Genomic DNA, 21,049 nt, shown 5'->3' on the forward strand with positions numbered 1-21,049 from the left:
CCGCACCTCCCGGAGGAGGTGCGGGGCTCGAAGCCGGTTGTCAGCGGGCTCAGACGAGCTCGGTGACCGTACCGCCGGCGGCGGTGATCTTCTCGGCGGCCGAGCCGGAGACGGCGTCGACCGTCACCTGCAGGGCAACCGAGATCTCGCCGGTGCCGAGCACCTTGACGAGGGAGTTCTTGCGAACCGCGCCCTTGGCGACCAGGTCCTCGACCGTGACCTCTCCACCCTGCGGGTAGAGCTCGGCCAGCTTGTCGAGGTTGACGACCTGGAAGGTGATCTTGAACGGGTTCTTGAAACCCTTCAGCTTCGGCAGGCGCATGTGGAGCGGCATCTGGCCACCCTCGAAGCGCTGCGGAACCTGGTAGCGGGCCTTCGTGCCCTTGGTACCACGACCAGCGGTCTTACCCTTGGAGCCCTCACCACGACCCACGCGGATCTTGTCGGTCTTGGCACCCGGGGCGGGACGCAGGTTGTGGATCTTGATCGGGTTGTCGCCCATGATCAGTCCACCTCCTCAACCGTCACCAGGTGACGGACCGTGTGGGCCATCCCGCGAATCTCGGGACGGTCCTCCTTGACCACCACGTCGTGCATGCGCTTGAGACCAAGCGAACGCAGGGTGTCACGGTGGTTCTGCTTGCTGCCGATGTACGACTTGGTCTGCGTGATCTTCAGGCGAGCCATCAGGCGCTCACCCCAGCAGCACGCGCCCGCAGCAGAGCGGCGGGGGCCACGTCCTCCAGCGGCAGACCACGACGGGCGGCGATCTCCTCGGGGCGCACGAGGCCCTTCAGAGCGGCCACGGTGGCGTGCACGATGTTGATCGCGTTGTCCGAGCCGAGCGACTTCGACAGGATGTCGTGGATGCCGGCGCACTCCAGGACGGCGCGCACCGGACCACCGGCGATAACACCGGTACCGGGGGCGGCGGGCTTCAGCAGCACGACGCCGGCGGCCTTCTCACCCTGGATCGGGTGCGGGATGGTGCCCTGGATACGGGGGACCTTGAAGAAGTTCTTCTTGGCCTCCTCAACACCCTTGGCGATGGCGGCCGGAACCTCCTTCGCCTTGCCGTAACCGACACCCACGGTGCCGTCACCGTCGCCCACCACGACCAGCGCGGTGAAGCTGAAGCGACGACCACCCTTGACAACCTTGGCGACACGGTTGATCGCGACGACGCGCTCGACGTAAGCGGTCTTCTCGACGGCGGGGGCGTTGCCCCGGTCGTCACGCTTACGGTCGCGCCGCTCGCCACCGCCGGTGCCACCGCCGGCGCCGCTACCGCGGCGCTGGGGTCCAGCCATTGGAATTACCTCTCTCGTTTACGTCCGTCGACAGAGTCGACGAGCGGCTTAGAAGTCGAGCCCGGCCTCGCGGGCCGCGTCCGCCAGGGCGGCGATGCGGCCGGCGTACCGGTTGCCCGCGCGGTCGAAGACGACCGACTCGATGCCGGCGGCCTTGGCGCGCTCGGCGACCAGGCTCCCGACCTTCTTGGCCAGCTCGGTCTTGTCGCCCTCGGCGCCCTTGATGGACACGTCGAGGGTGGACGCCGACGCCAGGGTGTGACCCTTGGCGTCGTCGATGACCTGGGCGACCATGTGACGGTTCGAGCGCGTCACGACGAGGCGCGGACGCACCTCGGTGCCGACGACGCGCTTGCGAACGCGGATCGCGCGGCGCTTGCGAGCGGCGCTCTTGTAGGCGTTGCCCTTGCCGATCTTGACAGAGACACTCATCGCTTACTTACCACTCTTTCCGACCTTGCGGCGGATGACCTCGCCCGCGTACTTGACACCCTTGGCCTTGTACGGGTCCGGCTTGCGCAGCTTGCGGATCTTCGCGGCGACCTCGCCGACCTTCTGCTTGTCGATGCCGTCCACGTGGAACTTGGTGGCCGACTCGACGACGAAGGAGATGCCCTCGGGCGCCTCGACGAGGATCGGGTGGCTGTAGCCCAGCTGGAACTCCATGTCGGAGCCCTTCGCCAGAACTCGGTAGCCGACACCGCTGATCTCCAGCGACTTGCGGTAGCCCGCGGTCACGCCGGTGATCATGTTCGCCACCAGCGTGCGGGTCAGGCCGTGCAGGGCCTTCGACTGACGCTCGTCGTTGGGGCGGGTGACAGCCAGAATGCCGTCCTCGCCCTTGCCGATCTCGATCGGCGCGGCGACGACGTGGGTGAGGGAGCCCTTCGGGCCCTTCACCGAGACCGTCTGGCCATCGATGGTGACGTCCACGCCAGCGGGGACCTGGATGGGCAGCCGTCCAATGCGCGACATTGCTGTACCTCCGTTTCCCGAATTACCAGACGTAGGCGAGAACTTCTCCGCCTACGCCCTTCTTGGCGGCCTGCTTGTCGGTCAGGAGGCCGGAGGACGTGGAGATGATCGCCACGCCCAGGCCGCCGAGAACCTTCGGCAGGTTGGTGGACTTTGCGTAAACACGCAGACCCGGCTTGCTGATGCGCTTGATGCCGGCAATGGAGCGCTCACGGTTGGGGCCGAACTTGAGCTCGATGGTCAGCTTCTTGCCGACCTCGCCCTCGACGGGCTCCTCAACCTTGTAGGAGGAGATGTACCCCTCCTGCTGCAGGATCTCGGCGACGTGCGCCTTGATCTTGCTGGCCGGCATCGCCACGGTGTCGTGGTACGCCGAGTTCGCGTTACGCAGACGCGTGAGCATGTCTGCGATGGGGTCGGTCATGGTCATGATGGCCTCAGGCCTCTCTCGCCGCGGTTTCTCCGCGCCAGGTCCCCCTTACGCACTCTTCCGAGTTCGTCAGGGGCACAAGCGCAGGGGACCTGCGACGTCGTAAGACTGGGTGCGAGCCCTCCCTTGAGAGGGCCACGGACGTCCATGGGGAAGCCGTGGCAGGGGGCCCGACCCCACTACCTTACGGGAATCCGTACGGCAGGCCCAAAACGGGCCGGTGTGGGATCGGGCACCTCTGCTTCGCTGTGTGCCTAAAGCGCCCTGATTACCAGGAGCTCTTGGTCACGCCCGGCAGCTCGCCGCGGTGCGCCATCTCACGGAGGCAGACACGGCACAGGCCGAACTTGCGGTACACCGAGTGCGGACGGCCGCAGCGCTGGCACCGGGTGTAGGCCCGGACGCCGAACTTCGGCTTCCGCTCGGCCTTCGCGATGAGGGACTTCTTCGCCATTGGCTCACGCCTCCTTGAACGGGAAGCCCAGAGCGCGCAGGAGCGCCCGGCCCTCGTCGTCGGTCTGAGCGGTGGTCACGACGGTGATGTCCATACCGCGCTGACGGTCGACCTTGTCCTGGTCGATCTCGTGGAACATAACCTGCTCGGTCAGACCGAAGGTGTAGTTGCCACGGCCGTCGAACTGCTTCGGGGAGAGGCCGCGGAAGTCACGGATTCGCGGCAGGGCCAGCGAAACCAGACGGTCCAGGAACTCCCACATGCGGTCACCGCGGAGGGTGACGTGCGTGCCGATCGGCTGGCCCTCGCGCAGCTTGAACTGCGCGATGGACTTGCGAGCCTTGGTCACGGCCGGCTTCTGACCGGTGATCGCGGTCAGGTCGCGGATCGCGCCCTCGATCAGCTTGCTGTCACGGGCGGCCTCGCCGACACCCATGTTGACGACGACCTTGACCAGGCCGGGCGTCAGCATGACGTTCTCGTACGAGAACTGCTCCTGCAGCTGACCCTTGATCTCGGAGTTGTAACGCTCCTTGAGACGGGGGGTCACCTTCTCAACAGTCGTCTCAGACATCAGATGTCCTCACCGGTTCGCTTGGCAACGCGGATCTTGTTGCCCTCGTCATCGAAGCGGTAGCCAACGCGGGTGACGACCTTCTTGCCGTCCTTCTCCACGACCAGCTGGACGTTGGAGACGTGCACCGGGGCCTCGACGGTGACAATGCCACCCTGAGTGCCCGGGCCCGGCTTGGTGTGCTTCTTGACCCGGTTCACACCCTCGACCAGGACCTTGTTCTCGGCGGGCATGGCCTGGATGACCTTGCCCTGCTTGCCGCGGTCCTTGCCGGTGATGACCTGAACCAGGTCACCCTTCTTGATCTTCATGCTGTTCGCCATGAGTTAGAGCACCTCCGGCGCAAGCGAGATGATCTTCATGAACTTCTTGTCACGCAGCTCGCGGCCCACCGGGCCGAAGATGCGGGTGCCACGGGGGTCACCATCGGTGTTCTTCAGAACAACCGCGGCGTTCTCGTCGAAGCGGATGTACGAGCCATCCGGACGACGACGCGACTTCACGGTACGGACGACGACGCACTTGACGACGTCACCCTTCTTCACCGAACCGCCGGGGATCGCGTCCTTGACGGTCGCGACGATGACGTCCCCGATACCGGCGTAGCGACGACCGGAGCCACCGAGAACGCGGATGCAAAGGATTTCCTTCGCGCCCGTGTTGTCGGCGACACGCAGTCGCGACTCCTGCTGGATCACAGCTTTCTCCTGATCGTCAACGAGAGCTGACGGGCCGGCCGCTGCTCACACCGGCGTCCCGCAGGGACCCGCTGCACATACGGCCGTACCACATCGGCTTCGTTACTTGGCCTTCTCGAGGATCTCGACGACGCGCCAGCGCTTCGTCGCGGACAGCGGGCGGGTCTCCGCGAGGAGGACCCGGTCGCCGATGCCGCAGGCGTTCGCCTCGTCGTGCGCCTTCAGCTTGTTCGTACGGCGGATGACCTTGCCGTACAGAGCGTGCTTGACGCGGTCCTCGACGGCGACGACGACGGTCTTGTCCATCTTGTCGCTGACGACGAGACCCTCACGGGTCTTGCGGAAACCGCGCGTCTCGTTGGTGTTCTCAGTCATCAGGCGTTCTCCACCGTCTCGATGCCCAGCTCGCGCTCGCGCATCAGGGTGTAGATCCGCGCGATGTCCTTGCGGACGAGCTTCAGCCGTCCGTGGTTGTCGAGCTGCCCGGTCGCCGCCTGGAAGCGGAGGTTGAACAGCTCCTCCTTGGCCTCACGGAGCTTGGCAACGAGACCCTCGTTGTCCAGCTCGCGGAGGTCAGCAGCCTTGGTGCCGGCCGACATCAGCTCTCACCTGCCTCGCGCCGGATGATCCGGCACTTCATCGGGAGCTTGTGAGCTGCGCGGGTCAGCGCCTCACGAGCCACCTTCTCGTTGGGGTACGACAGCTCGAACATGACCCGACCCGGGTGCACGTTCGCGATCCACCACTCGGGCGAACCCTTACCGGAACCCATGCGGGTCTCGGCCGGCTTCTTGGTGAGCGGACGGTCCGGGTAGATGTTGATCCAGACCTTGCCGCCACGCTTGATGTGACGGGTGACGGCGATACGAGCGGACTCGATCTGCCGGTTCGTCACGTAGGCCGGGGTGACGGCCTGGATGCCGTACTCGCCGAACGCGAGCTCGGTGCCACCCTTGGCAGCGCCACGGCGCTTGGGGTGGTGCTGCTTGCGGTGCTTGACCCGACGGGGGATCAGCATTGGGGTCAGGCCTCCGTTCCGGTGTTCTCGGCAGCCGGAGCCTCGGCGGCCGCGGCCGCGGGGGCCTCGGCAGCGGCGGGGCGACGGCCACGGCCACCGCGCTCGCCACCACGGCGGTCGCCACCGCGGGCGGGACGACCACCCTCGGGACGGGCCGGGCGGTTGCCCGAGCGGGCAGCGGCGTTCTCAGCGCGGACCTCGGCGATGTTCTTGACGTCGCCCTTGTAGATCCAGACCTTCACGCCGATGCGGCCGAAGGTGGTCTTGGCCTCGAAGAAGCCGTAGTCGACGTTCGCACGCAGGGTGTGCAGCGGCACGCGACCCTCGCGGTAGAACTCCGAACGGCTCATCTCGGCGCCGCCGAGACGACCGGAGCACTGGACCTTGATGCCCTTGGCGCCGGACTTCATGGTGCCCTGCATCGACTTGCGCATGGCACGGCGGAAGGAGACGCGCGAGGACAGCTGCTCCGCGACGCCCTGAGCCACGAGCTGGGCGTCCAGCTCGGGGTTCTTGACCTCGAGGATGTTCAGCTGGACCTGCTTGCCGGTCAGCTTCTCGAGGTCGCCGCGGATGCGGTCGGCCTCGGTGCCACGGCGACCGATGACGATGCCGGGGCGGGCGGTGTGGATGTCGACGCGGACGCGGTCGCGGGTGCGCTCGATCTCAACCTTCGAGATGCCGGCGCGCTCCATGCCCTTCGTCATCATGCGACGAATGGCAACGTCTTCCTTGACGTAGTCCTTGTACAGCTTGTCGGCGTACCAGCGGGACTTGAAGTCCGTGCTGATGCCGAGGCGGAACCCGTGCGGGTTAACCTTCTGGCCCATTACCGGGTCCCTTCCTTGCTGCTGACGACCACGGTGATGTGGCTGGTCCGCTTGCGGATCCGGTAGGCGCGGCCCTGGGCACGCGGGCGGAACCGCTTCAGGGTCGGACCCTCGTCAACGTACGCCTCGCTGATGACGAGGTCGTCCACGTTGGAGTGGTTGTAGTTGTGCGCGGCGTTGGCAATGGCGCTGTCGAGCACCTTGCCGACCGGCACGGTGGCGGCCTGCGGAGCGAAACGCAGGACGGCCTGGGCCTCCGTGGCCGGCAGGCCACGGATGAGGTCCACCACGCGGCGGGCCTTCATGGGCGTGACGCGGATGTACCGCGCCTGGGCCCTGGCTTCCATGGTTGTCCCCTTAATGGAGTAAGTCATTGAGTCGTTCTGGCGGTGAAGCTCAGGCGACTAGCGACGCTTCGACTTGCGGTCGTCCTTGACGTGGCCGCGGAAGGTGCGGGTCGGAGCGAACTCGCCCAGCTTGTGGCCGACCATCGACTCGGTGACGAACACCGGGACGTGCTTGCGACCATCGTGAACCGCGATCGTGTGGCCGAGCATGGCCGGGAAGATCACGGAGCGACGGGACCAGGTCTTGATGACGTTCTGGGTACCCGCCTCGTTCTGCGCGTCCACCTTCTTGAGAAGGTGGCCGTCGATGAAGGGGCCCTTCTTGAGACTGCGCGGCATCTGACCTGCTCCTAGCGCTTCTTGTTGGTCTTGCGGCGGCGCACGATGAGAGCGTCCGACGCCTTCTTCGGGCGACGGGTACGACCCTCCTTCTGGCCCCACGGCGAGACCGGGTGGCGACCACCGGAGGTCTTACCCTCACCACCACCGTGCGGGTGGTCGATCGGGTTCATGGCCACACCACGCACGGTCGGGCGAACGCCCTTCCAGCGCATACGGCCGGCCTTGCCCCAGTTGATGTTCGACTGCTCGGCGTTGCCGACCTCGCCGACGGTCGCGCGGCAGCGCGCGTCCACCAGGCGGATCTCGCCGGAGGGCATGCGCAGGTGCGCCATCTTGCCCTCACGCGCCAGCAGCTGGATGCCGGAGCCGGCGGAGCGGGCCAGCTTGGCACCGCCACCGGGACGCAGCTCCACCGCGTGGATGGTGGTACCGACCGGGATGTTGCGCAGCGGCAGGTTGTTGCCCGGCTTGATGTCGGCGCCAGCGCCGTTCTCGATCCGGTCACCCTGCGCGATGCCGCGCGGCGCGATGATGTAGCGCTTCTCGCCGTCCGCGTAGTGCAGGAGCGCGATGCGCGCGGTGCGGTTCGGGTCGTACTCGATGTGCGCGACCTTGGCCGGCACGCCGTCCTTGTCGTGACGACGGAAGTCGATCACGCGGTAGGCGCGCTTGTGACCGCCACCCTGGTGGCGAACGGTGATCCGACCGGCGTTGTTACGGCCGCCCTTGCTGTGCAGGGGGCGAACCAGCGACTTCTCCGGCGTGGACCGCGTGATCTCTACGAAGTCGGCCACGCTGGAGCCACGACGGCCCGGCGTAGTCGGCTTGTACTTGCGGATGCCCATTTGGCTCTCTCGTCCTCGTCCTTATCGACGATCACGATCTCCGTTAGGAGACCGGACCACCGAAGATGTCGATGCGGTTGCCCTCGGCCAGCGTCACGATGGCGCGCTTGGTGTCCTTGCGCTTGCCAAAGCCCGTCTTGGAGCGCTTGCGCTTGCCCTGACGGTTGATCGTGTTGACAGCCTCGACCTTGACCGAGAAGACCGCCTCGACGGCCTGCTTGATCTGGGTCTTGTTGGCGCCCGGCGACACGATGAACGTGTACTTGTTCTCGTCGAGAAGGCTGTAGCTCTTCTCGGAGATGACCGGCTTCACCAGGACGTCACGGGGGTCCGTGAACGTCTTGCTCGTAACGTCGCTCATCAGGCGGCGCTCCCTTCGAGCTCGCCCTCAGCGGCAACGGCCTTGGCGGACGCGGCCGGACCGGCCACGAAACGCTCGAAGGCGGCCTGGGTGAAGACCACATCGTCGGAGACGAGCACGTCGTAGGTGTTCAGCTGACCGGCGTCCAGGATGTGCACGTGCGGCAGGTTACGAGCGGACTTCAGGCCCAGCTCGTCCTCGCGCTCGACGACCAGGAGGACGTTCTTGCGCTCGGTGATCTTGCCGAACAGGCCCTTGGCGGCCTTGGTCGACGGCACCTCGGCCGCGACCACGTCGGTGACGACGTGGATGCGGTTGTGGCGGGCCCGGTCGGTGAGCGCACCGCGCAGAGCGGCGGCGATCATCTTCTTCGGGGTCCGCTGCGAGTAGTCGCGCGGCACGGGACCGTGCACGACGCCACCGCCGGCGAACTGCGGCGCACGGGTCGAGCCCTGACGGGCGCGGCCGGTGCCCTTCTGGCGGTACGGCTTCTTGCCGCCGCCGCGGACCTCGCCACGAGTCTTGGTCTTGTGGGTGCCCTGACGGGCCGCAGCGAGCTGCGCCACGACGACCTGGTGCATCAGCGGAACGCTGACCTTCGCGTCGAAGATCTCGGCCGGCAGCTCAAGGCTGCCGGTCTTGTCACCCGAGGGCGACAGGATGTCAATGGTGCTCATATCCTTCACAGCCCCTTCGCCGCGGTGCGGACGAGGACGAGGCCGCCGTTCGGGCCCGGGATCGCACCCTTGATCAGGAGCAGACCCTTCTCCGCGTCAACCGCGTGCACGGTCAGGTTCTGGGTGGTCACACGCTCGTGACCCATCCGGCCGGCCATCTTCAGGCCCTTGAACACGCGGCCCGGGGTGGCGCAGCCACCGATGGAACCGGGCGAACGGTGCTTGCGCTGCACGCCGTGACCGGCGCCGAGGCCCCGGAAGTTGTGGCGCTTCATGACACCGGCGAAGCCCTTGCCCTTGGAGGTGCCGGTCACGTCGACCTTGACACCCGCCTCGAACAGCTCGGCGGTGATCTCCTGGCCCAGGGTGTACTCGGACGCGTCCGAGGTACGCAGCTCGACCAGGTGGCGGCGCGGGGTGACACCGGCCTTGGCGAAGTGACCCGCGAGGGGCTTGTTCACCTTGCGGGGGTCGATCTCGCCGAAGCCGATCTGGACGGCGTCGTAGCCGGCCGGGCTGTCGGCGGTGTGGACCTGGGTCACGACATTGGGCCCAGCCTTGACGACGGTCACCGGGACGACCCGGTTGTTCTCGTCCCAGACCTGGGTCATGCCGAGCTTCTCGCCCAGGATGCCCTTAATCTGCTTAGCCATCTTCGGTGCGCCTCTCAGAGCTTGATCTCGATGTCGACGCCGGCCGGCAGGTCGAGACGCATGAGCGAGTCAACCGTCTTCGGCGTGGGGTCGAGGATGTCGATCAGACGCTTGTGAGTACGCATCTCGAAGTGCTCGCGCGAGTCCTTGTACTTGTGCGGCGAGCGGATGACGCAGTACACGTTCTTCTCAGTGGGCAGCGGCACCGGGCCCGCGACCTGCGCACCAGTACGGATCACCGTCTCGACGATCTTCTTCGCCGAAGAGTCGATGACCTCGTGGTCGTAGGCCTTGAGCCGGATGCGGATCTTCTGTCCCGCCATGGCTACTCAGTAGTCCTTTGTCCTTAGTCACTGCACGACAACCCTCCGACCCCCGCGCTCGGGCGTGTCGCACTCGCGCTTGCAAAAAACCAACGAATCACTTCGTCGGTTTAGAACTTTCGGGGTTGGGGGCGCCGGGTCGAGGCCCCGCTCACGCTTCCCGGAAGATTCCCGTACTTTCGCCCCGCAGCTGCCGTGGCGTAGAACTCACGCTTGACGGCCATCACGGGAACGACGAGTACATGGGACTCGCTTCCAGTCCTCCCGGCGGGAGGCGCGCAGCATCGGCACTCAACCGAGCAACTTGGACATACTGCCACATGGAGCAGCCCGGATGCCAATCGGGGCCGGTGAGGCGCTCCTCACCGGCCCCGATGGGGTGAACGCCCTGGTCAGTCCTTGCGCCAGAGCACCCAGCCGCGGTCCTTGTTGTACGTCGCGACGTGCCAGCCGGGCTTCGGATTCGGCCAGCTGGCCTCCGGCGGGGCGTCCTTGCCGGTGGCCGCCAGGAACGCGGTGGCCTTCTCCGGCGGGGCGTTGCCGCCCTTGACGTTGTCCGTCCAGACCCGGCCCCAGTAGACCTCGTAGGCCATCGCCATCCGGGTGTCCCAGTCGAGGTCCCAGTCCAGGACCACGTTGTCGCCCTTGCGCAGGCCCGCCTCCTTGGCCACGCCGACCGCCTGGTACTTGCGGAACTTGGCGTGCGGCTCGGAGACGTTGTCGGTGATGGCGATCGTCGCGTAGGCCGCGAACAGCGTCAGGCAGGCCACCACCGCGGCGACCACCCGGCGCCCACCGGCCACCCGCAGCAGCAGGCAGGCGGCCAGCACCGCCAGCGCGCCGAAGCTCGTCCGGATCATGTGCAGGCCGTCCCAGGTCGAGGCCAGGAACATCGCGTCCGGCACCGTCCACGGGCTGACCCAGAGCTTGAGCGCGGCACCCGCGTACGCGCCGACCGACACCTGGATGACACCGATCACCACCGTGCCGACCAGCGCCATCCACAGCAGCGCACGGACCCCGGCCCGGAACAGCGCGGTCAGGCCGACCACCAGGAAGAGCGGCACCAGCACCGCGCAGTACCGGGCGTACACCCAGTTGTCGGTCCGGTCGTTGTCCGCCAGGCCGGCCGCCGAGGCCAGCGCGGTGCCGAACAGCATGGCCACCATGGTGAAGGCCACCACCCGCTCGGCCACCGAGTACCGGCGCCGGAACACCACCACCACGCACAGCACGAGGGCGATCGCCCCGAAGCCGTACGTGGAGGTCATGAAGTACCACAGCTGCCCGAACGTGCGGGCGACGATCGTGCCGATGTACGTGCTGTCCTCAAGGTTCTCGAAGACCTTGTTGCCGACGTCGCTCGGCGGCACGTCCTTGAACTGGCTCTCGACGAAGCCGGCCAGCAGCTTGGCGCCCAGGTACGACACCCCGAGCGCGCCGACGCCGGCCAGCGAGGCGAGCCGCGGCGCCCAGCCGAGGACCAGCACCACGACCAGCACCAGCGCCGTCAGCGCCACGACCACGCCGCCCCGGTCGTGGGTGGCCATCGTGTAGCCGGCCGCCAGGCCCATCCCCGCCGCGTACAGCGCGCGGCGGCGCGCCGTGCCGGGCGAGAGCCAGCCGTGCATCGCGAGCACCCAGGCCAGCAGGAGCACCGGCAGCACGGTGTCCGACATGACGAACTGGGAGTAGAAGACCACCGGCGGCACCAGCGCCACGGCGGTGCCCACCAGGTACGCCTGCGGCCGGGACAGGCCCAGCCGGCGCGCGGCCACCACGGCCAGCGGGAACACCAGCGCGTTGAGCACCGCGTTGATGCCCATCACCAGGTGGTACGCGGTGGCCGGGTTGTCGGCGATCCGCAGCGCCGGCGAGATCAGCAGCGGGTAACCGCCCGGGATCACCACGCCGACCGGCATCTCGGTGGTCGGCCGGCCGGCCAGCACCCGCGCTATCACCAGGTACGAGTCCTCGTCGGCGTGCACCGACGGGAAGTAGTTGTGGATCGACAGCACCAGGCGGAACGCCACCTGCGCGCCGTACCCGAGCAGCAGGGCCGCCGGCCAGAACCAGCGGTGGGCGGCGAGCGCCCGCAGCCGGACCGGCACGACCGGGGCCGGGGTGCCGGACGCGCTCCCGTCGCCGCCCTCACCCCGGCGAGGCCCGTCGGACGTGTGGGCAGAGTCGATCAGCGGCTGCACCGAGACACTTCCCTACTTGTATGAGTTGACGATCTCGTCATGGCCGGTTCCGGACGGTGCGCCACGGGTCCTGCCACCACGCGTCGAAGCGCATCGGCAGTGTGCCACGCGGTGATCGGCCGGAGCCAACGCACTCCTCGCCCCTGGACGACAACGACCCGCCCGGGAACGGTGGTTCAGCCCGCGCTGATCCCCCGACCGAGGTGCTGGCAGAATCGCGGTGTCCGGCCACCGAAACCACACACCGCCCCCGCGTCCACGTGCTGCGGGAAGCAGAAGGACCGAACAGTGACGACGAGCGTCCAGCCCGCCCCCGCCTCGGGCAGGCATCAGGGCATACCGCCCAGCCAGAGGAGACGGGCAGCCGCTCTTCGCCTCCCCGCTGTCCTCTGGGCCGCGGAGATCCTGACCGCGGCCACGGCGGCGCTGTTCATGACCGGTCTGGCATGGACCGTCCACCTGAACCCCATGTCGAGGATCGGCCAGGTCAGCGGCCTCGCCGCGCTCCAGCTCCGGCTCCTGCTGCTCGTCGGCCTCGTCGTCCTGGTCCTGGTGCCGGCGATGCGCCGCTGGGCGGACCTCCCGGTGCGGTTCGCCGCCGCCGCGGTCGCGGGCCTGTCCTCCGGCGTCCTGGCCGCCGGCATCTCGCTCGCGCTGCGCGACACCAACTGGCCGCTGTACGCCCAGCACGGCGACTCCGGCAGCCTCCAGGCCTGGGTCGGCGCCCTGATGGACGGCAAGTCCCTCGACGGCGCCTACCCGCCGCTGTTCCCGCACATCGTCGCCTTCATCGCCGAGCACCTCACCCACGGCCAGGTGGGCTACGCGCTCAAGCTCGCCGACCTGGCGTTCACCGCGCTGCTGGGCCCGCTCGCCTACCTGTCCTGGCGCCTGCTGCTGCCCCCGCTCTGGGCGCTCGGGATCGGCGTCACCGCCGCCCTGCCGATGGCGCAGCCGTACAAGCCGTACACCACCTTCGTGCTCGTCGCCTTCCTCCCCGTGGTGGCGAAGCTGATGCAGCTCCTCCAGCGCGCCCCGGACCTCCCGCGCCGCACCGCCGCCGTCCGCGGCGCCGTGCTCGGCCTCGGGATCGGGCTGCTGTTCCTCCTCTACTCCGGCTGGTTCGTGTGGTCCGCGGCCGGAGTGGTGGTGCTCACCCTGGTGCTGCTGCTGCGCGCCCGCCGCAGCGGCGGTACCCCCGGTCTGCTCAACGCCCTGTGCGCGATCGGCGCCGCCGCCGGGGTCTTCCTGGTCGTCGCCGGCCTCTACCTGGTCCGGCTGCTCGGGTCCGCCGGCAGCACCGTCGACCGCTACTGCTACTTCGACACCTACACCGAGCCCACCTACTTCGCGATGTGGCGCGACGACCTCCCCGGCACCGACGGCCAGAGCACCTGGCCGGTCCCCGGCGAGATCGGCGGGGTCGGCCTCTTCACGATCCTCCTGCTGGTCGGCCTGGGCGTGGCGCTGGCCCTCGGGATCGGCCGGGCCACCGTGCTGACCGCCGCCGCGTGCACGGCGAGCGCCCTGCTGATGCGCTACTGGTACGCCTCCCACATGGAGCGCGACCAGGCCGTCATGCTCTACCCGCGCACCAGCGCACAGCTGCTCTACTGCCTGCTGGTCCTCGTCGGGCTGGCGTGCTACCTGATCGTCCGCCGCCGCCAGGGCGCCCCGGCGGCTCCCACCGCCGAGACGGCCGCGGAGACCGGACGCCGGCTCCCGCTGCGCCTCAACCCGCGCGGTGTGGCCATCGGCGCCATCTGCTCGCTGGGCCTGCTCTTCGGCATGGCCGGCTCCGCCACCGCCAGCAAGTACATGCCCGACCCGCACTGGGGCCCGGGCGCGCTGGCCTGGATCGCGCAGAGCACCGCCGACACCAAGGGGCACTGCTCGCGCTACGCGCCCAACGGCCAGTGCGACCAGCCGACGGACATCAGCAACCTGCTGGAGCCGGTGCCCGACACCGGCAAGCTCGCGTGCCCGAAGGTCAACCCGTACCCGCCGCGGCAGCCCGACCCGCTCGGCCCCTCGGGCGCGCCCTGGTAGACCGTGGCGAGGCGCCCGCGAACGGCACTGGGCCGGTAGTCCGAGTTCGGACTACCGGCCCAGTGCCGTATCAGGACCTACGAACGGTCAGTGCCGCTCTCCGCCGGTCAGCGCGTGGCGGACCAGGACCTTGGCGCCGTCCCGCTGGCCGCGCTTCAGCGCGCCCGGCAGCATGGTGAGCGCGTGCAGCCGGGAGGCGCTGCGGAACCGGGCCGCCCGGGCGGCCTTCGGCCAGCCGCGGGCGTCCATCCGCTCGGCCACCGCGTTGAAGTACCGCTCCGCCTCGGTGAACCGGGTGCCGGAGAAGGCCTGCACCGAGGACTCGCTGACGGCGTGCCGGCGGTACTGGAAGACGACGGTGGTGTTGTCCACCATCATCTGCTCGCCGCGCTCCAGCAGGTCGACGACCAGGGCCAGGTCCTGGATCACCGAGTACTCGTCACGGAAGTTGACCGCGCGCAGCGCCTCGCCCCGCCAGCAGATCGACGGGAAGTAGAGCCAGTTGCCGCGCAGCACGCTCGCGGCCAGCTCCTCGCCGCCCATCAGCCGCCGGCCCTTGACGGTCGGCGCGTAGATCTTCTCCTTGACGTTGTCCGCCAGGCCGGAACGGCTGACCTCGCCGTTGCCGTCGATGACCTCGACGCCCGGCTGCACCATGCCCAGGTCCGGGTTGGCCTTGAGGATCGACCGGACGGTCTCCAGGTAGTGCGGGTGCAGCAGGTCGTCGCAGCCCATGATGACCACGTGGTCGGCCTTGGACAGCTCCACACACTTCTGGAAGTTCTTGGTGATGCCGAGGTTCTGCTCGTTGCGCAGGTAGCCCACCCGGTCGTCGCCGAGCGTGGCGAACCAGCCCGGGACGTCCGGCTCCTTGCCGTCGTCGATGACCGTCAGCCGGAAGTCCGGGTCGGTCTGCGCGAGGATGCTCCGCACGGCGGCCTGCATCAGCGCCACGTCGCCGTAGTACGGCAGCATGAACTCGAAGGTCGCCACGGGATCAGACCTTGCTTCGGTCGACCGGCGCCGAGACCGGCAGGTCCAGGTCGAAGCGCTCCTCGTTCAGGCGGGCGCCCTCGTTGATCGCCACGGTGCGCGCCAGATCGGTGAGCTTCTTCTCCAGAGAGCGGAAGCGCAGGAAGGTGTTCAGGGTCAGGAAGCCCATGCCCAGCACCATCACGTACAGCACCAGGTCGGTGCCGCGGCCGACGCCGAGCTGGTGGGCCAGCCAGGTCACGTCGGTGGGGCGCAGCACCGCGTAGATGTTCACGATCACGAAGACCGAGAACGCGATGCGCTTCCAGGCGCGGGTGTTGGCACGGTCCCAACGCCGGATGAACATGAAGGCGAGAGTGACCGAGCCGAGAATGAGAACCAGCTGGATCCAGAAGAATTTCATCGGCGGCTACGCTCCCGCAGCGAGATGTCGAAGATGATGTTGACGCCGTTGATCAGGGACTGACCCTTGGCGCGTGAGTAGTCGGTGTACAGGATGTCCACCGGGAGTTCGGCGACCCGGAGGTCCGAGCCGGCGAGGAAGCTGACGATCTCCGACGCGTGTGCCATGCCGTTCATGGTGATCCGCAGCCGGCCGGCGGCCTCGCGGTTCAGCACCCGCAGGCCGTTGTGGGAGTCGGTCAGCTTGAGCTTGCGAGCGGTCGGGCTGACGGTCGCCGCGGTGCGCAGGACGACCCGCTTGATCCACGGCACCTGCCCGTTCTGCTCGATGAAGCGCGAGCCGAGGACCACGTCCGTGTCGCCCTCCCGCAGCAGGGCGACCATCTTCTCGACGTCGGCGGTCTGGTGCTGACCGTCCGCGTCGAAGGTGGCGAAGTACTTGGCGCCCGGCTGGGCCAGGGCGTAGGCCAGGCCGGTCTGGAGGGCGGCACCCTGACCGAGGTTGACCGGGTGGCGCACCAGGTGCGCGCCCGTCTCCATGATGTGCTTGGCCGAGTCGTCGCCGCTGCCGTCATCGACCACCACGATGTTCGGGAACGTCTTTCGCGCCCCCTCCACAACGTCGGCGATCACCTGGCCCTCGTTGTAGGCCGGGATCACCAGCCAAACATCGTCGTACTGGGACACGGAGGCTCCATGAATGGGGTCTGGCCCGCGCTGCTGCGCGGCGATCTGAAGATGAGGGGCGGACACGGTCATTCACCGGCCGTCCGGCTGCTCAGCACCGCGGCGTTCGGGTCCCCCGGCTGCTGGACGAGGCCGGCGGAATTCGTCGCCGAACGGGCGAAACTCTGCCTCAGCACCGCCAGCATACCGAGGACGGTGGCCACGGAACCCGCCGTGTACGCAAGGATCACGCGGGTGGACACCTCGCCCGGCAGGAAGGTCACCCCGGCGAGGACCGCGGTGCCGAGCGCCCAGCAGAGCAGCTGAAGGTTGTGCCGCTTGAATACCATCAACGCCTGGCCGAGCACCATCGCGAACATGTACGCCACGGTTCCGGCGGACAACCAGAAGAAGTCGAGGCAGCCGAGCACCGGCTTGGCGCCGAACAGCACCTGGATCAGCCACGGGCCGAGGGCGACCGCCGGGATCCCGCCGAGCACGCCGAGCGCGCCCACCACGACGCCGATCTTCTTGAGCATCCCGGTGAAGGCCGCCCGGTCCCCGACCGCGATCGCGGCGGAGAGGCCGTTCAGCAGCGAGGCCTGGAGCGAACCGAAGACGAACAGCGGCACCCGGGCCAGCACCAGCGCGTTGAGCAGAGCGGCGATCAGCGCGGAGTCCGAGGGCGCGAGCAGCTTGGTGCTCACCACGGCCGCGTTCACCACGACCTGCGAGAGCAGCGTCGAGCAGATCAGCAGGCCCAGCCCGGAGCAGAGTTCGGACCAGCCGACCTGCTCGCCGGGCTTCACCGCGCGCAGCAGCGGCGGCAGCGTGAGGATCGTGGCGAGGATCGGCGCGACGGCCAGGATCAGGCTGAACGCGAACGCCGAGTGCACCCCGGCCACGCCGCAGGCGAAGGCCAGGCCGATCCGCAGGCCGCCGTCCAGGCCCAGCTGGGTGCCGTACGCGCCGAAGCGGCCGAGGCCGGCCAGCACGCCACGGGTGAGGTAGCAGACGGCCATGCCGGTGAAGGCCCCGCCGAGCGCCAGCACCAGCGAGCGGTCGCCGTGGAACATCGACCGGGCGATCGGGCCGGAGGCGGCGCCGAGGACGATCAGGGTCGCCCCGAGGATCCCGCCGGTGAGCAGGGCCGCCCGGCGCAGGACCGGCGCGGCACCGTGACCGAGCGCCGCGCGCGCCGCGACGATCCGGGTGAGCTCCTGCTCGATCGGGAAGAAGACGCCGATGCCGACGGACATCACGATCGTCCACAGCAGCGAGACGTTCGCCATGTCGTCGACGGACAGGCTGTGGCCCGCCACCCCGAGGTGGATGTAGTTGGCGGCACCCAGGACGACGGTGCCGCCGGCCACCGCCAGGGTTCCCGGCGGTAGCGCGGCAGCCACCTTCGTCAGTGCGTTCTTCACTGAGGTCTGTCGCTCTCGGTGGTCCGGGCCGTTGCGGCCAGTTCGGCGAAGACGGGCCGGGACAGCGCCTCGGCCAGCATGGCCCGCCACTCGGGCAGCGGCGCCAGCCCGGCGGCGGCCCAGCGGTCGTGGGCCAGCACGCTGAAGGCGGGGCGGGCGGCCGGGCGGACGAAGGCCTCCGACGTGGTCGGGCGGATCCGCTCCCGGTCCAGCCCGCTCAGCGCGTAGGTCTCGCCGGCCAGTCCGCACCAGGTGGTGCGGCCGCTCGCGGTGCCGTGGTAGACCCCGGCCGGGGCCTGCCCGGCGAGCGCGGCCCGGCCGAGCTCGACCAGGCGGCCGGCCAGCGCGTACGACCAGGTCGGCTGGCCGTGCTGGTCGTCCACCACGTCCAGGGTGTCCCGCTGGGCGGCGAGCTTGAGCATGGTGGCCACGAAGTTCGGGCCGTGCTCGCCGTACAGCCAGGCGGTGCGCACGATGTAGCCGTGCTCGGGGAGCAGTTCGGCGACCGCCTGCTCCCCCACCAGCTTGCTGCGGCCGTACGCGTTCACCGGAGCGGTCGGGGCGTCCTCCGGGCAGGGCTCGGTGGCGTCGCCCGGCAGGACGTAGTCGGTGGAGACGTGCAGCAGCCGCGCGCCGGTCCTGGCGCAGGCCGCGGCCAGGTGGCGCACGCCGGTGCCGTTGACGGCGGTGGCGGCTGCCTCCTCGGTCTCCGCACCGTCGACGTTCGTCCACGCGGCGCAGTTGACCACGATGTCGTGGCCCTCGACGGCGGCCAGGACGGCCGCCGCGTCGGTGATGTCGAGGTCCGCCCGGCGCAGCGCGGTGATCTCGGCGGTCCCGTCGGCGCCCAGCACCGACAGCAGGTCCTGCCCGAGCATCCCGGCCGCGCCGGTGACCAGCCAGCGCACGGGCGCGGCGGCGTTCGCGGTCACTTGGCCAGGGCCGCCTTCTGCTTCAGCGGCTCCCACCAGGCGCGGTTCTCGCGGTACCAGGCGATGGTCGCGGCGAGGCCGTCCTCGAAGCGGACCTGCGGCTCGTAGCCGAGCTCCTCGCGGATCTTGCTGATGTCGATGGAGTAGCGGAGGTCGTGGCCCTTGCGGTCCGCGACGTGCTCGACCATGTCCCAGCCGGCGCCGGCGGCCTCCAGCAGCAGGCCGGTCAGCTCCTTGTTGGTCGCCTCGGTGCCGCCGCCGATGTTGTAGACCTCGCCCGCGCGGCCGCCGCGCATGACCAGCTCGATGCCCCGGCAGTGGTCCGAGACGTGCAGCCAGTCGCGGACGTTGCCACCGTCGCCGTACAGCGGCACCTTCTTGCCGTCGATCAGGTTGGTGGTGAACAGCGGGATGACCTTCTCCGGGAACTGGTAGTGCCCGTAGTTGTTGGAGCAGCGGGTCACCACGACGTCCATGCCGTGGGTGCGGTGGTAGGCCAGCGCCAGCAGGTCGGAGGAGGCCTTGGAGGCCGAGTACGGGGAGTTCGGCTCGAGCGGCCAGGTCTCGGTCCAGGAGCCCTCGTTGATCGAGCCGTACACCTCGTCGGTGGAGATGTGGACGAAGCGGCCGACGCCGTGCTTGCGGGCCGCGTCGAGCAGCACCTGGGTGCCGACGACGTTGGTCAGCACGAACGGGCCCGCGCCGGCGATCGAACGGTCCACGTGGGACTCGGCGGCGAAGTGCACCACCACGTCGTGTCCAGGCATGACCTGGTCGACGGCGTCCGCGTCGCAGATGTCGCCCTGGACGAAGGTGTAGCCCTTGTGGTCGGCCACCGGAGCGAGGTTCTCCAGGACGCCCGAGTAGGTGAGCTTGTCAAAGACCGTGATCCGGGCATTCTCGTCAGCCCCGAGGAGCTGACGGACGAACTCCGAACCGATGAATCCGGCGCCGCCGGTCACGAGGATGCGCATAATGCGCGTAGTCTACCGCCGCCCGAACGCCCTCCCGACCCGGCCCCTCCCGCGTTCACCGATCTCGAATAGGGTGCACCCATGCGTGGAATCCTCCTGGCCGGCGGCACCGGCTCGCGGCTGTGGCCCCTGACCCGTGCGGTGTCGAAGCAGCTCCTCCCGGTCTTCGACAAGCCGATGATCTACTACCCCCTCTCGACCCTGGTGATGGCCGGGATAAGCGAAATCCTGATCATCACCACCCCGAACGACCGGGACCAGTTCGAACGACTGCTGGGCGACGGTTCCCAGTTCGGCCTGAAGCTCCAGTACGCCGTCCAGGAGAAGCCCGAGGGCATCGCCCAGGCCTTCGTGCTCGGCGCGGACTTCATCGGCGACGAGCCGGTGGCCCTGATCCTCGGCGACAACATCTTCCACGGCACCGGCCTGGGCACCGCGCTCACCGAGCACTCCGACATCAAGGGCGGCCGGGTCTTCGCGTACCCCGTGGCCGACCCGACCGCGTACGGCGTGGTCGAGTTCGACGGGACCGGCCAGGTCATCTCCATCGAGGAGAAGCCGACCGAGCCCAAGTCCCGTTACGCCGTCCCCGGCCTGTACTTCTACGACAACCGGGTCGTCGAGATCGCCCGCACGCTGGAGCCGAGCGCCCGCGGCGAGCTGGAGATCACCGCCGTCAACGACGCCTACCTGCGCACCGGCGACCTGCACGTGACGATCCTCGACCGCGGCACCGCCTGGCTTGACACCGGCACGTTCGTGTCGATGGTCCAGGCCTCGGAGTTCGTCCGGGTCATCGAGGAGCGCCAGGGCTTCAAGATCGGCTGCATCGAGGAGGCCGTCTGGCGGGCCGGGCTGATCGACGACGTCCAGCTGCGCGAGCTCGCCGAGCCGCTGCTGAAGAGCGGCTACGGCCAGTACCTGGTGGGCCTGCTCGAAGAGGCGGCCGCCAAGTGAAGTTCCGTGAGCTCTCCATCGAGGGCGCCTTCGAGATCACCCCTCAGGTGCACGGCGACGCCCGCGGCCACTTCACCGAGTGGTACCGCTTCGACCGCCTCGCCGAGGTCGTCGGCCACCCGCTGAACCTGGCCCAGGCCAACCTGTCGCTCTCCGCCAAGGACGTCGTCCGCGGCATCCACTTCGCCGACGTCCCGCCCGGCCAGGCCAAGTACGTGGCCTGCACCCGCGGCGCGGTGCTGGACGTCATCGTCGACCTGCGGGTCGGCTCGCCGAACTTCGGCAAGTGGGAGTTCGTCCGGCTGGACGACACCGAGCGCAAGGCCGTCTACATCCCGGAGGGCCTCGGCCACGGCTTCTGCGCCCTCACCGACGACGCCACGCTGACCTACCTCTGCTCGGCGACGTACAACCCGACCGGCGAGCACGGCGTGCACCCGCTGGACCCGGATCTCGGCATCGAGTGGCCGACCGACGCCCCGCAGCTCTCGGCCCGCGACGCGGTGGCGCCCTCCCTCGCGGAGGCGCTCGCCGACGGCCTGCTGCCGGACTACCAGGCCTGCAAGGCCTACACGGACTCGCTGAAGCAGCAGTAGCGCAGCCCGGCC

General features: G+C 68.8%; 31 protein-coding genes. 3 read left to right on the forward strand and 28 right to left on the reverse strand.

The window, feature by feature from the left end:
• Positions 1-49 precede the first annotated feature (49 nt).
• The 22 genes from rplO to ACZ6EM_RS15320 form a co-directional block, all read right to left on the reverse strand.
• Entirely contained in the window at positions 50-502 is a 453-nt protein-coding gene (gene rplO, locus ACZ6EM_RS15215; protein ID WP_255752515.1) for a 50S ribosomal protein L15, read from the reverse strand.
• Positions 503-504: 2 nt separating this feature from the next.
• The gene (rpmD, locus tag ACZ6EM_RS15220) at positions 505-687 is read right to left on the reverse strand and encodes a 50S ribosomal protein L30 (RefSeq protein ID WP_030055835.1); all 183 of its coding nucleotides are present in this window, start codon (positions 685-687) and stop codon (positions 505-507) included.
• Entirely contained in the window at positions 687-1,310 is a 624-nt protein-coding gene (rpsE, locus tag ACZ6EM_RS15225; RefSeq protein WP_030055834.1) for a 30S ribosomal protein S5, read from the reverse strand. The genes rpmD and rpsE overlap by 1 nt, the downstream gene beginning before the upstream one ends.
• 48 nt (positions 1,311-1,358) lie before the next feature.
• Positions 1,359-1,742 carry a 50S ribosomal protein L18 gene (rplR, locus tag ACZ6EM_RS15230; protein ID WP_030280785.1) on the reverse strand — a complete coding sequence of 128 codons (384 nt, stop codon included), beginning with the start codon at positions 1,740-1,742 and terminating at the stop codon, positions 1,359-1,361.
• Between the two features lie 3 nt (positions 1,743-1,745).
• Positions 1,746-2,285 (reverse strand): 50S ribosomal protein L6, encoded by a 540-nt coding sequence (gene rplF / locus ACZ6EM_RS15235; RefSeq protein ID WP_030393304.1) that lies wholly within the window; start codon positions 2,283-2,285, stop codon positions 1,746-1,748.
• A 22-nt stretch (positions 2,286-2,307) separates the two neighbouring features.
• The gene (rpsH, locus tag ACZ6EM_RS15240) at positions 2,308-2,715 is read right to left on the reverse strand and encodes a 30S ribosomal protein S8 (RefSeq protein WP_033824224.1); all 408 of its coding nucleotides are present in this window, start codon (positions 2,713-2,715) and stop codon (positions 2,308-2,310) included.
• A 268-nt stretch (positions 2,716-2,983) separates the two neighbouring features.
• Entirely contained in the window at positions 2,984-3,169 is a 186-nt protein-coding gene (locus ACZ6EM_RS15245; RefSeq protein WP_030393303.1) for a type Z 30S ribosomal protein S14, read from the reverse strand.
• Between the two features lie 4 nt (positions 3,170-3,173).
• Positions 3,174-3,743: a 50S ribosomal protein L5 gene (rplE, locus tag ACZ6EM_RS15250; protein WP_030393302.1), complete on the reverse strand. Its 570-nt coding sequence runs from the start codon at positions 3,741-3,743 to the stop codon at positions 3,174-3,176.
• Positions 3,743-4,054: a 50S ribosomal protein L24 gene (gene rplX, locus ACZ6EM_RS15255; RefSeq protein ID WP_030055828.1), complete on the reverse strand. Its 312-nt coding sequence runs from the start codon at positions 4,052-4,054 to the stop codon at positions 3,743-3,745. Before rplX ends, rplE begins: the two co-directional genes overlap by 1 nt.
• A 15-nt stretch (positions 4,055-4,069) precedes the next feature.
• Positions 4,070-4,441: a 50S ribosomal protein L14 gene (gene rplN / locus ACZ6EM_RS15260; RefSeq protein WP_030393301.1), complete on the reverse strand. Its 372-nt coding sequence runs from the start codon at positions 4,439-4,441 to the stop codon at positions 4,070-4,072.
• A gap of 102 nt (positions 4,442-4,543) precedes the next feature.
• Positions 4,544-4,816 (reverse strand): 30S ribosomal protein S17, encoded by a 273-nt coding sequence (rpsQ, locus tag ACZ6EM_RS15265; RefSeq protein WP_030055826.1) that lies wholly within the window; start codon positions 4,814-4,816, stop codon positions 4,544-4,546.
• Positions 4,816-5,040, reverse strand: a complete 225-nt coding sequence (gene rpmC, locus ACZ6EM_RS15270) for a 50S ribosomal protein L29 (protein ID WP_063348970.1) — start codon at positions 5,038-5,040, stop codon at positions 4,816-4,818. Before rpmC ends, rpsQ begins: the two co-directional genes overlap by 1 nt.
• Complete coding sequence (gene rplP / locus ACZ6EM_RS15275) at positions 5,040-5,459, reverse strand: 50S ribosomal protein L16 (protein WP_030055824.1); 420 nt, start codon at positions 5,457-5,459, stop codon at positions 5,040-5,042. The genes rpmC and rplP overlap by 1 nt, the downstream gene beginning before the upstream one ends.
• Before the next feature lie 5 nt (positions 5,460-5,464).
• Positions 5,465-6,289: a 30S ribosomal protein S3 gene (gene rpsC / locus ACZ6EM_RS15280; protein WP_359820416.1), complete on the reverse strand. Its 825-nt coding sequence runs from the start codon at positions 6,287-6,289 to the stop codon at positions 5,465-5,467.
• The gene (rplV, locus tag ACZ6EM_RS15285; protein WP_030055822.1) at positions 6,289-6,636 is read right to left on the reverse strand and encodes a 50S ribosomal protein L22; all 348 of its coding nucleotides are present in this window, start codon (positions 6,634-6,636) and stop codon (positions 6,289-6,291) included. Before rplV ends, rpsC begins: the two co-directional genes overlap by 1 nt.
• A gap of 57 nt (positions 6,637-6,693) precedes the next feature.
• Positions 6,694-6,975, reverse strand: a complete 282-nt coding sequence (gene rpsS / locus ACZ6EM_RS15290) for a 30S ribosomal protein S19 (protein ID WP_030055821.1) — start codon at positions 6,973-6,975, stop codon at positions 6,694-6,696.
• An 11-nt stretch (positions 6,976-6,986) separates the two neighbouring features.
• Positions 6,987-7,823, reverse strand: a complete 837-nt coding sequence (gene rplB / locus ACZ6EM_RS15295) for a 50S ribosomal protein L2 (RefSeq protein WP_320440637.1) — start codon at positions 7,821-7,823, stop codon at positions 6,987-6,989.
• Positions 7,824-7,866: 43 nt separating this feature from the next.
• Positions 7,867-8,184, reverse strand: coding sequence for a 50S ribosomal protein L23 (gene rplW, locus ACZ6EM_RS15300; protein ID WP_030280768.1), 318 nt, complete (start codon positions 8,182-8,184; stop codon positions 7,867-7,869).
• Positions 8,184-8,861, reverse strand: coding sequence for a 50S ribosomal protein L4 (gene rplD / locus ACZ6EM_RS15305; RefSeq protein WP_359897509.1), 678 nt, complete (start codon positions 8,859-8,861; stop codon positions 8,184-8,186). The genes rplW and rplD overlap by 1 nt, the downstream gene beginning before the upstream one ends.
• Positions 8,862-8,866: 5 nt before the next feature.
• Complete coding sequence (rplC, locus tag ACZ6EM_RS15310) at positions 8,867-9,514, reverse strand: 50S ribosomal protein L3 (protein ID WP_189916064.1); 648 nt, start codon at positions 9,512-9,514, stop codon at positions 8,867-8,869.
• A 14-nt stretch (positions 9,515-9,528) separates the two neighbouring features.
• The gene (rpsJ, locus tag ACZ6EM_RS15315) at positions 9,529-9,837 is read right to left on the reverse strand and encodes a 30S ribosomal protein S10 (RefSeq protein WP_012785157.1); all 309 of its coding nucleotides are present in this window, start codon (positions 9,835-9,837) and stop codon (positions 9,529-9,531) included.
• A 392-nt stretch (positions 9,838-10,229) separates the two neighbouring features.
• On the reverse strand, positions 10,230-12,041 hold the full coding sequence (locus ACZ6EM_RS15320) for a hypothetical protein (protein WP_401044042.1): 1,812 nt from the start codon (positions 12,039-12,041) through the stop codon (positions 10,230-10,232).
• 432 nt (positions 12,042-12,473) lie between these two features.
• Between ACZ6EM_RS15320 and ACZ6EM_RS15325 the strand changes: the two genes are divergently transcribed.
• On the forward strand, positions 12,474-14,090 hold the full coding sequence (locus ACZ6EM_RS15325; protein WP_465772534.1) for a hypothetical protein: 1,617 nt from the start codon (positions 12,474-12,476) through the stop codon (positions 14,088-14,090).
• 87 nt (positions 14,091-14,177) lie between these two features.
• Here ACZ6EM_RS15325 and ACZ6EM_RS15330 read toward each other — a convergent pair whose 3' ends face one another.
• The 6 genes from ACZ6EM_RS15330 to rfbB all read right to left on the reverse strand — a co-directional run bounded on the left by ACZ6EM_RS15330 (position 14,178) and on the right by rfbB (position 19,484).
• Positions 14,178-15,083, reverse strand: coding sequence for a glycosyltransferase family 2 protein (locus tag ACZ6EM_RS15330; RefSeq protein WP_359897513.1), 906 nt, complete (start codon positions 15,081-15,083; stop codon positions 14,178-14,180).
• 4 nt (positions 15,084-15,087) lie between these two features.
• Positions 15,088-15,486 carry a DUF2304 domain-containing protein gene (locus tag ACZ6EM_RS15335; protein ID WP_401044046.1) on the reverse strand — a complete coding sequence of 133 codons (399 nt, stop codon included), beginning with the start codon at positions 15,484-15,486 and terminating at the stop codon, positions 15,088-15,090.
• Positions 15,483-16,172, reverse strand: coding sequence for a glycosyltransferase family 2 protein (locus tag ACZ6EM_RS15340; RefSeq protein WP_359897515.1), 690 nt, complete (start codon positions 16,170-16,172; stop codon positions 15,483-15,485). Before ACZ6EM_RS15340 ends, ACZ6EM_RS15335 begins: the two co-directional genes overlap by 4 nt.
• Before the next feature lie 68 nt (positions 16,173-16,240).
• Positions 16,241-17,557 carry a lipopolysaccharide biosynthesis protein gene (locus tag ACZ6EM_RS15345; RefSeq protein ID WP_452179451.1) on the reverse strand — a complete coding sequence of 439 codons (1,317 nt, stop codon included), beginning with the start codon at positions 17,555-17,557 and terminating at the stop codon, positions 16,241-16,243.
• Between the two features lie 17 nt (positions 17,558-17,574).
• Positions 17,575-18,510, reverse strand: coding sequence for a dTDP-4-dehydrorhamnose reductase (rfbD, locus tag ACZ6EM_RS15350; RefSeq protein ID WP_452179450.1), 936 nt, complete (start codon positions 18,508-18,510; stop codon positions 17,575-17,577).
• Positions 18,507-19,484: a dTDP-glucose 4,6-dehydratase gene (gene rfbB / locus ACZ6EM_RS15355; protein WP_359897517.1), complete on the reverse strand. Its 978-nt coding sequence runs from the start codon at positions 19,482-19,484 to the stop codon at positions 18,507-18,509. Before rfbB ends, rfbD begins: the two co-directional genes overlap by 4 nt.
• Before the next feature lie 81 nt (positions 19,485-19,565).
• On the opposite strand from rfbB, the gene rfbA reads away from it, so the two are divergent.
• Together rfbA and rfbC are read left to right on the forward strand one after the other, a co-directional pair.
• Positions 19,566-20,441, forward strand: a complete 876-nt coding sequence (gene rfbA, locus ACZ6EM_RS15360) for a glucose-1-phosphate thymidylyltransferase RfbA (protein WP_452179449.1) — start codon at positions 19,566-19,568, stop codon at positions 20,439-20,441.
• Positions 20,438-21,037 (forward strand): dTDP-4-dehydrorhamnose 3,5-epimerase, encoded by a 600-nt coding sequence (gene rfbC / locus ACZ6EM_RS15365; protein WP_359897519.1) that lies wholly within the window; start codon positions 20,438-20,440, stop codon positions 21,035-21,037. The genes rfbA and rfbC overlap by 4 nt, the downstream gene beginning before the upstream one ends.
• Positions 21,038-21,049: the final 12 nt, after the last annotated feature.

This window comes from Kitasatospora sp. NPDC041917, from assembly GCF_055589745.1.

What these genes read in the sequence shown, in the direction of transcription:
- rplO (WP_255752515.1), bottom strand. Translation starts at nt 502, where the DNA reads ATGGGCGACAACCCGATCAAGATCCACAACCTGCGTCCCGCCCCGGGT.
- rpmD (WP_030055835.1), bottom strand. Translation starts at nt 687, where the DNA reads ATGGCTCGCCTGAAGATCACGCAGACCAAGTCGTACATCGGCAGCAAG.
- rpsE (WP_030055834.1), bottom strand. Translation starts at nt 1,310, where the DNA reads ATGGCTGGACCCCAGCGCCGCGGTAGCGGCGCCGGCGGTGGCACCGGC.
- rplR (WP_030280785.1), bottom strand. Translation starts at nt 1,742, where the DNA reads ATGAGTGTCTCTGTCAAGATCGGCAAGGGCAACGCCTACAAGAGCGCC.
- rplF (WP_030393304.1), bottom strand. Translation starts at nt 2,285, where the DNA reads ATGTCGCGCATTGGACGGCTGCCCATCCAGGTCCCCGCTGGCGTGGAC.
- rpsH (WP_033824224.1), bottom strand. Translation starts at nt 2,715, where the DNA reads ATGACCATGACCGACCCCATCGCAGACATGCTCACGCGTCTGCGTAAC.
- ACZ6EM_RS15245 (WP_030393303.1), bottom strand. Translation starts at nt 3,169, where the DNA reads ATGGCGAAGAAGTCCCTCATCGCGAAGGCCGAGCGGAAGCCGAAGTTC.
- rplE (WP_030393302.1), bottom strand. Translation starts at nt 3,743, where the DNA reads ATGTCTGAGACGACTGTTGAGAAGGTGACCCCCCGTCTCAAGGAGCGT.
- rplX (WP_030055828.1), bottom strand. Translation starts at nt 4,054, where the DNA reads ATGAAGATCAAGAAGGGTGACCTGGTTCAGGTCATCACCGGCAAGGAC.
- rpsQ (WP_030055826.1), bottom strand. Translation starts at nt 4,816, where the DNA reads ATGACTGAGAACACCAACGAGACGCGCGGTTTCCGCAAGACCCGTGAG.
- rpmC (WP_063348970.1), bottom strand. Translation starts at nt 5,040, where the DNA reads ATGTCGGCCGGCACCAAGGCTGCTGACCTCCGCGAGCTGGACAACGAG.
- rplP (WP_030055824.1), bottom strand. Translation starts at nt 5,459, where the DNA reads ATGCTGATCCCCCGTCGGGTCAAGCACCGCAAGCAGCACCACCCCAAG.
- rpsC (WP_359820416.1), bottom strand. Translation starts at nt 6,289, where the DNA reads ATGGGCCAGAAGGTTAACCCGCACGGGTTCCGCCTCGGCATCAGCACG.
- rplV (WP_030055822.1), bottom strand. Translation starts at nt 6,636, where the DNA reads ATGGAAGCCAGGGCCCAGGCGCGGTACATCCGCGTCACGCCCATGAAG.
- rpsS (WP_030055821.1), bottom strand. Translation starts at nt 6,975, where the DNA reads ATGCCGCGCAGTCTCAAGAAGGGCCCCTTCATCGACGGCCACCTTCTC.
- rplB (WP_320440637.1), bottom strand. Translation starts at nt 7,823, where the DNA reads ATGGGCATCCGCAAGTACAAGCCGACTACGCCGGGCCGTCGTGGCTCC.
- rplW (WP_030280768.1), bottom strand. Translation starts at nt 8,184, where the DNA reads ATGAGCGACGTTACGAGCAAGACGTTCACGGACCCCCGTGACGTCCTG.
- rplD (WP_359897509.1), bottom strand. Translation starts at nt 8,861, where the DNA reads ATGAGCACCATTGACATCCTGTCGCCCTCGGGTGACAAGACCGGCAGC.
- rplC (WP_189916064.1), bottom strand. Translation starts at nt 9,514, where the DNA reads ATGGCTAAGCAGATTAAGGGCATCCTGGGCGAGAAGCTCGGCATGACC.
- rpsJ (WP_012785157.1), bottom strand. Translation starts at nt 9,837, where the DNA reads ATGGCGGGACAGAAGATCCGCATCCGGCTCAAGGCCTACGACCACGAG.
- ACZ6EM_RS15325 (WP_465772534.1), top strand. Translation starts at nt 12,474, where the DNA reads ATGACCGGTCTGGCATGGACCGTCCACCTGAACCCCATGTCGAGGATC.
- ACZ6EM_RS15335 (WP_401044046.1), bottom strand. Translation starts at nt 15,486, where the DNA reads ATGAAATTCTTCTGGATCCAGCTGGTTCTCATTCTCGGCTCGGTCACT.
- rfbB (WP_359897517.1), bottom strand. Translation starts at nt 19,484, where the DNA reads ATGCGCATCCTCGTGACCGGCGGCGCCGGATTCATCGGTTCGGAGTTC.
- rfbA (WP_452179449.1), top strand. Translation starts at nt 19,566, where the DNA reads ATGCGTGGAATCCTCCTGGCCGGCGGCACCGGCTCGCGGCTGTGGCCC.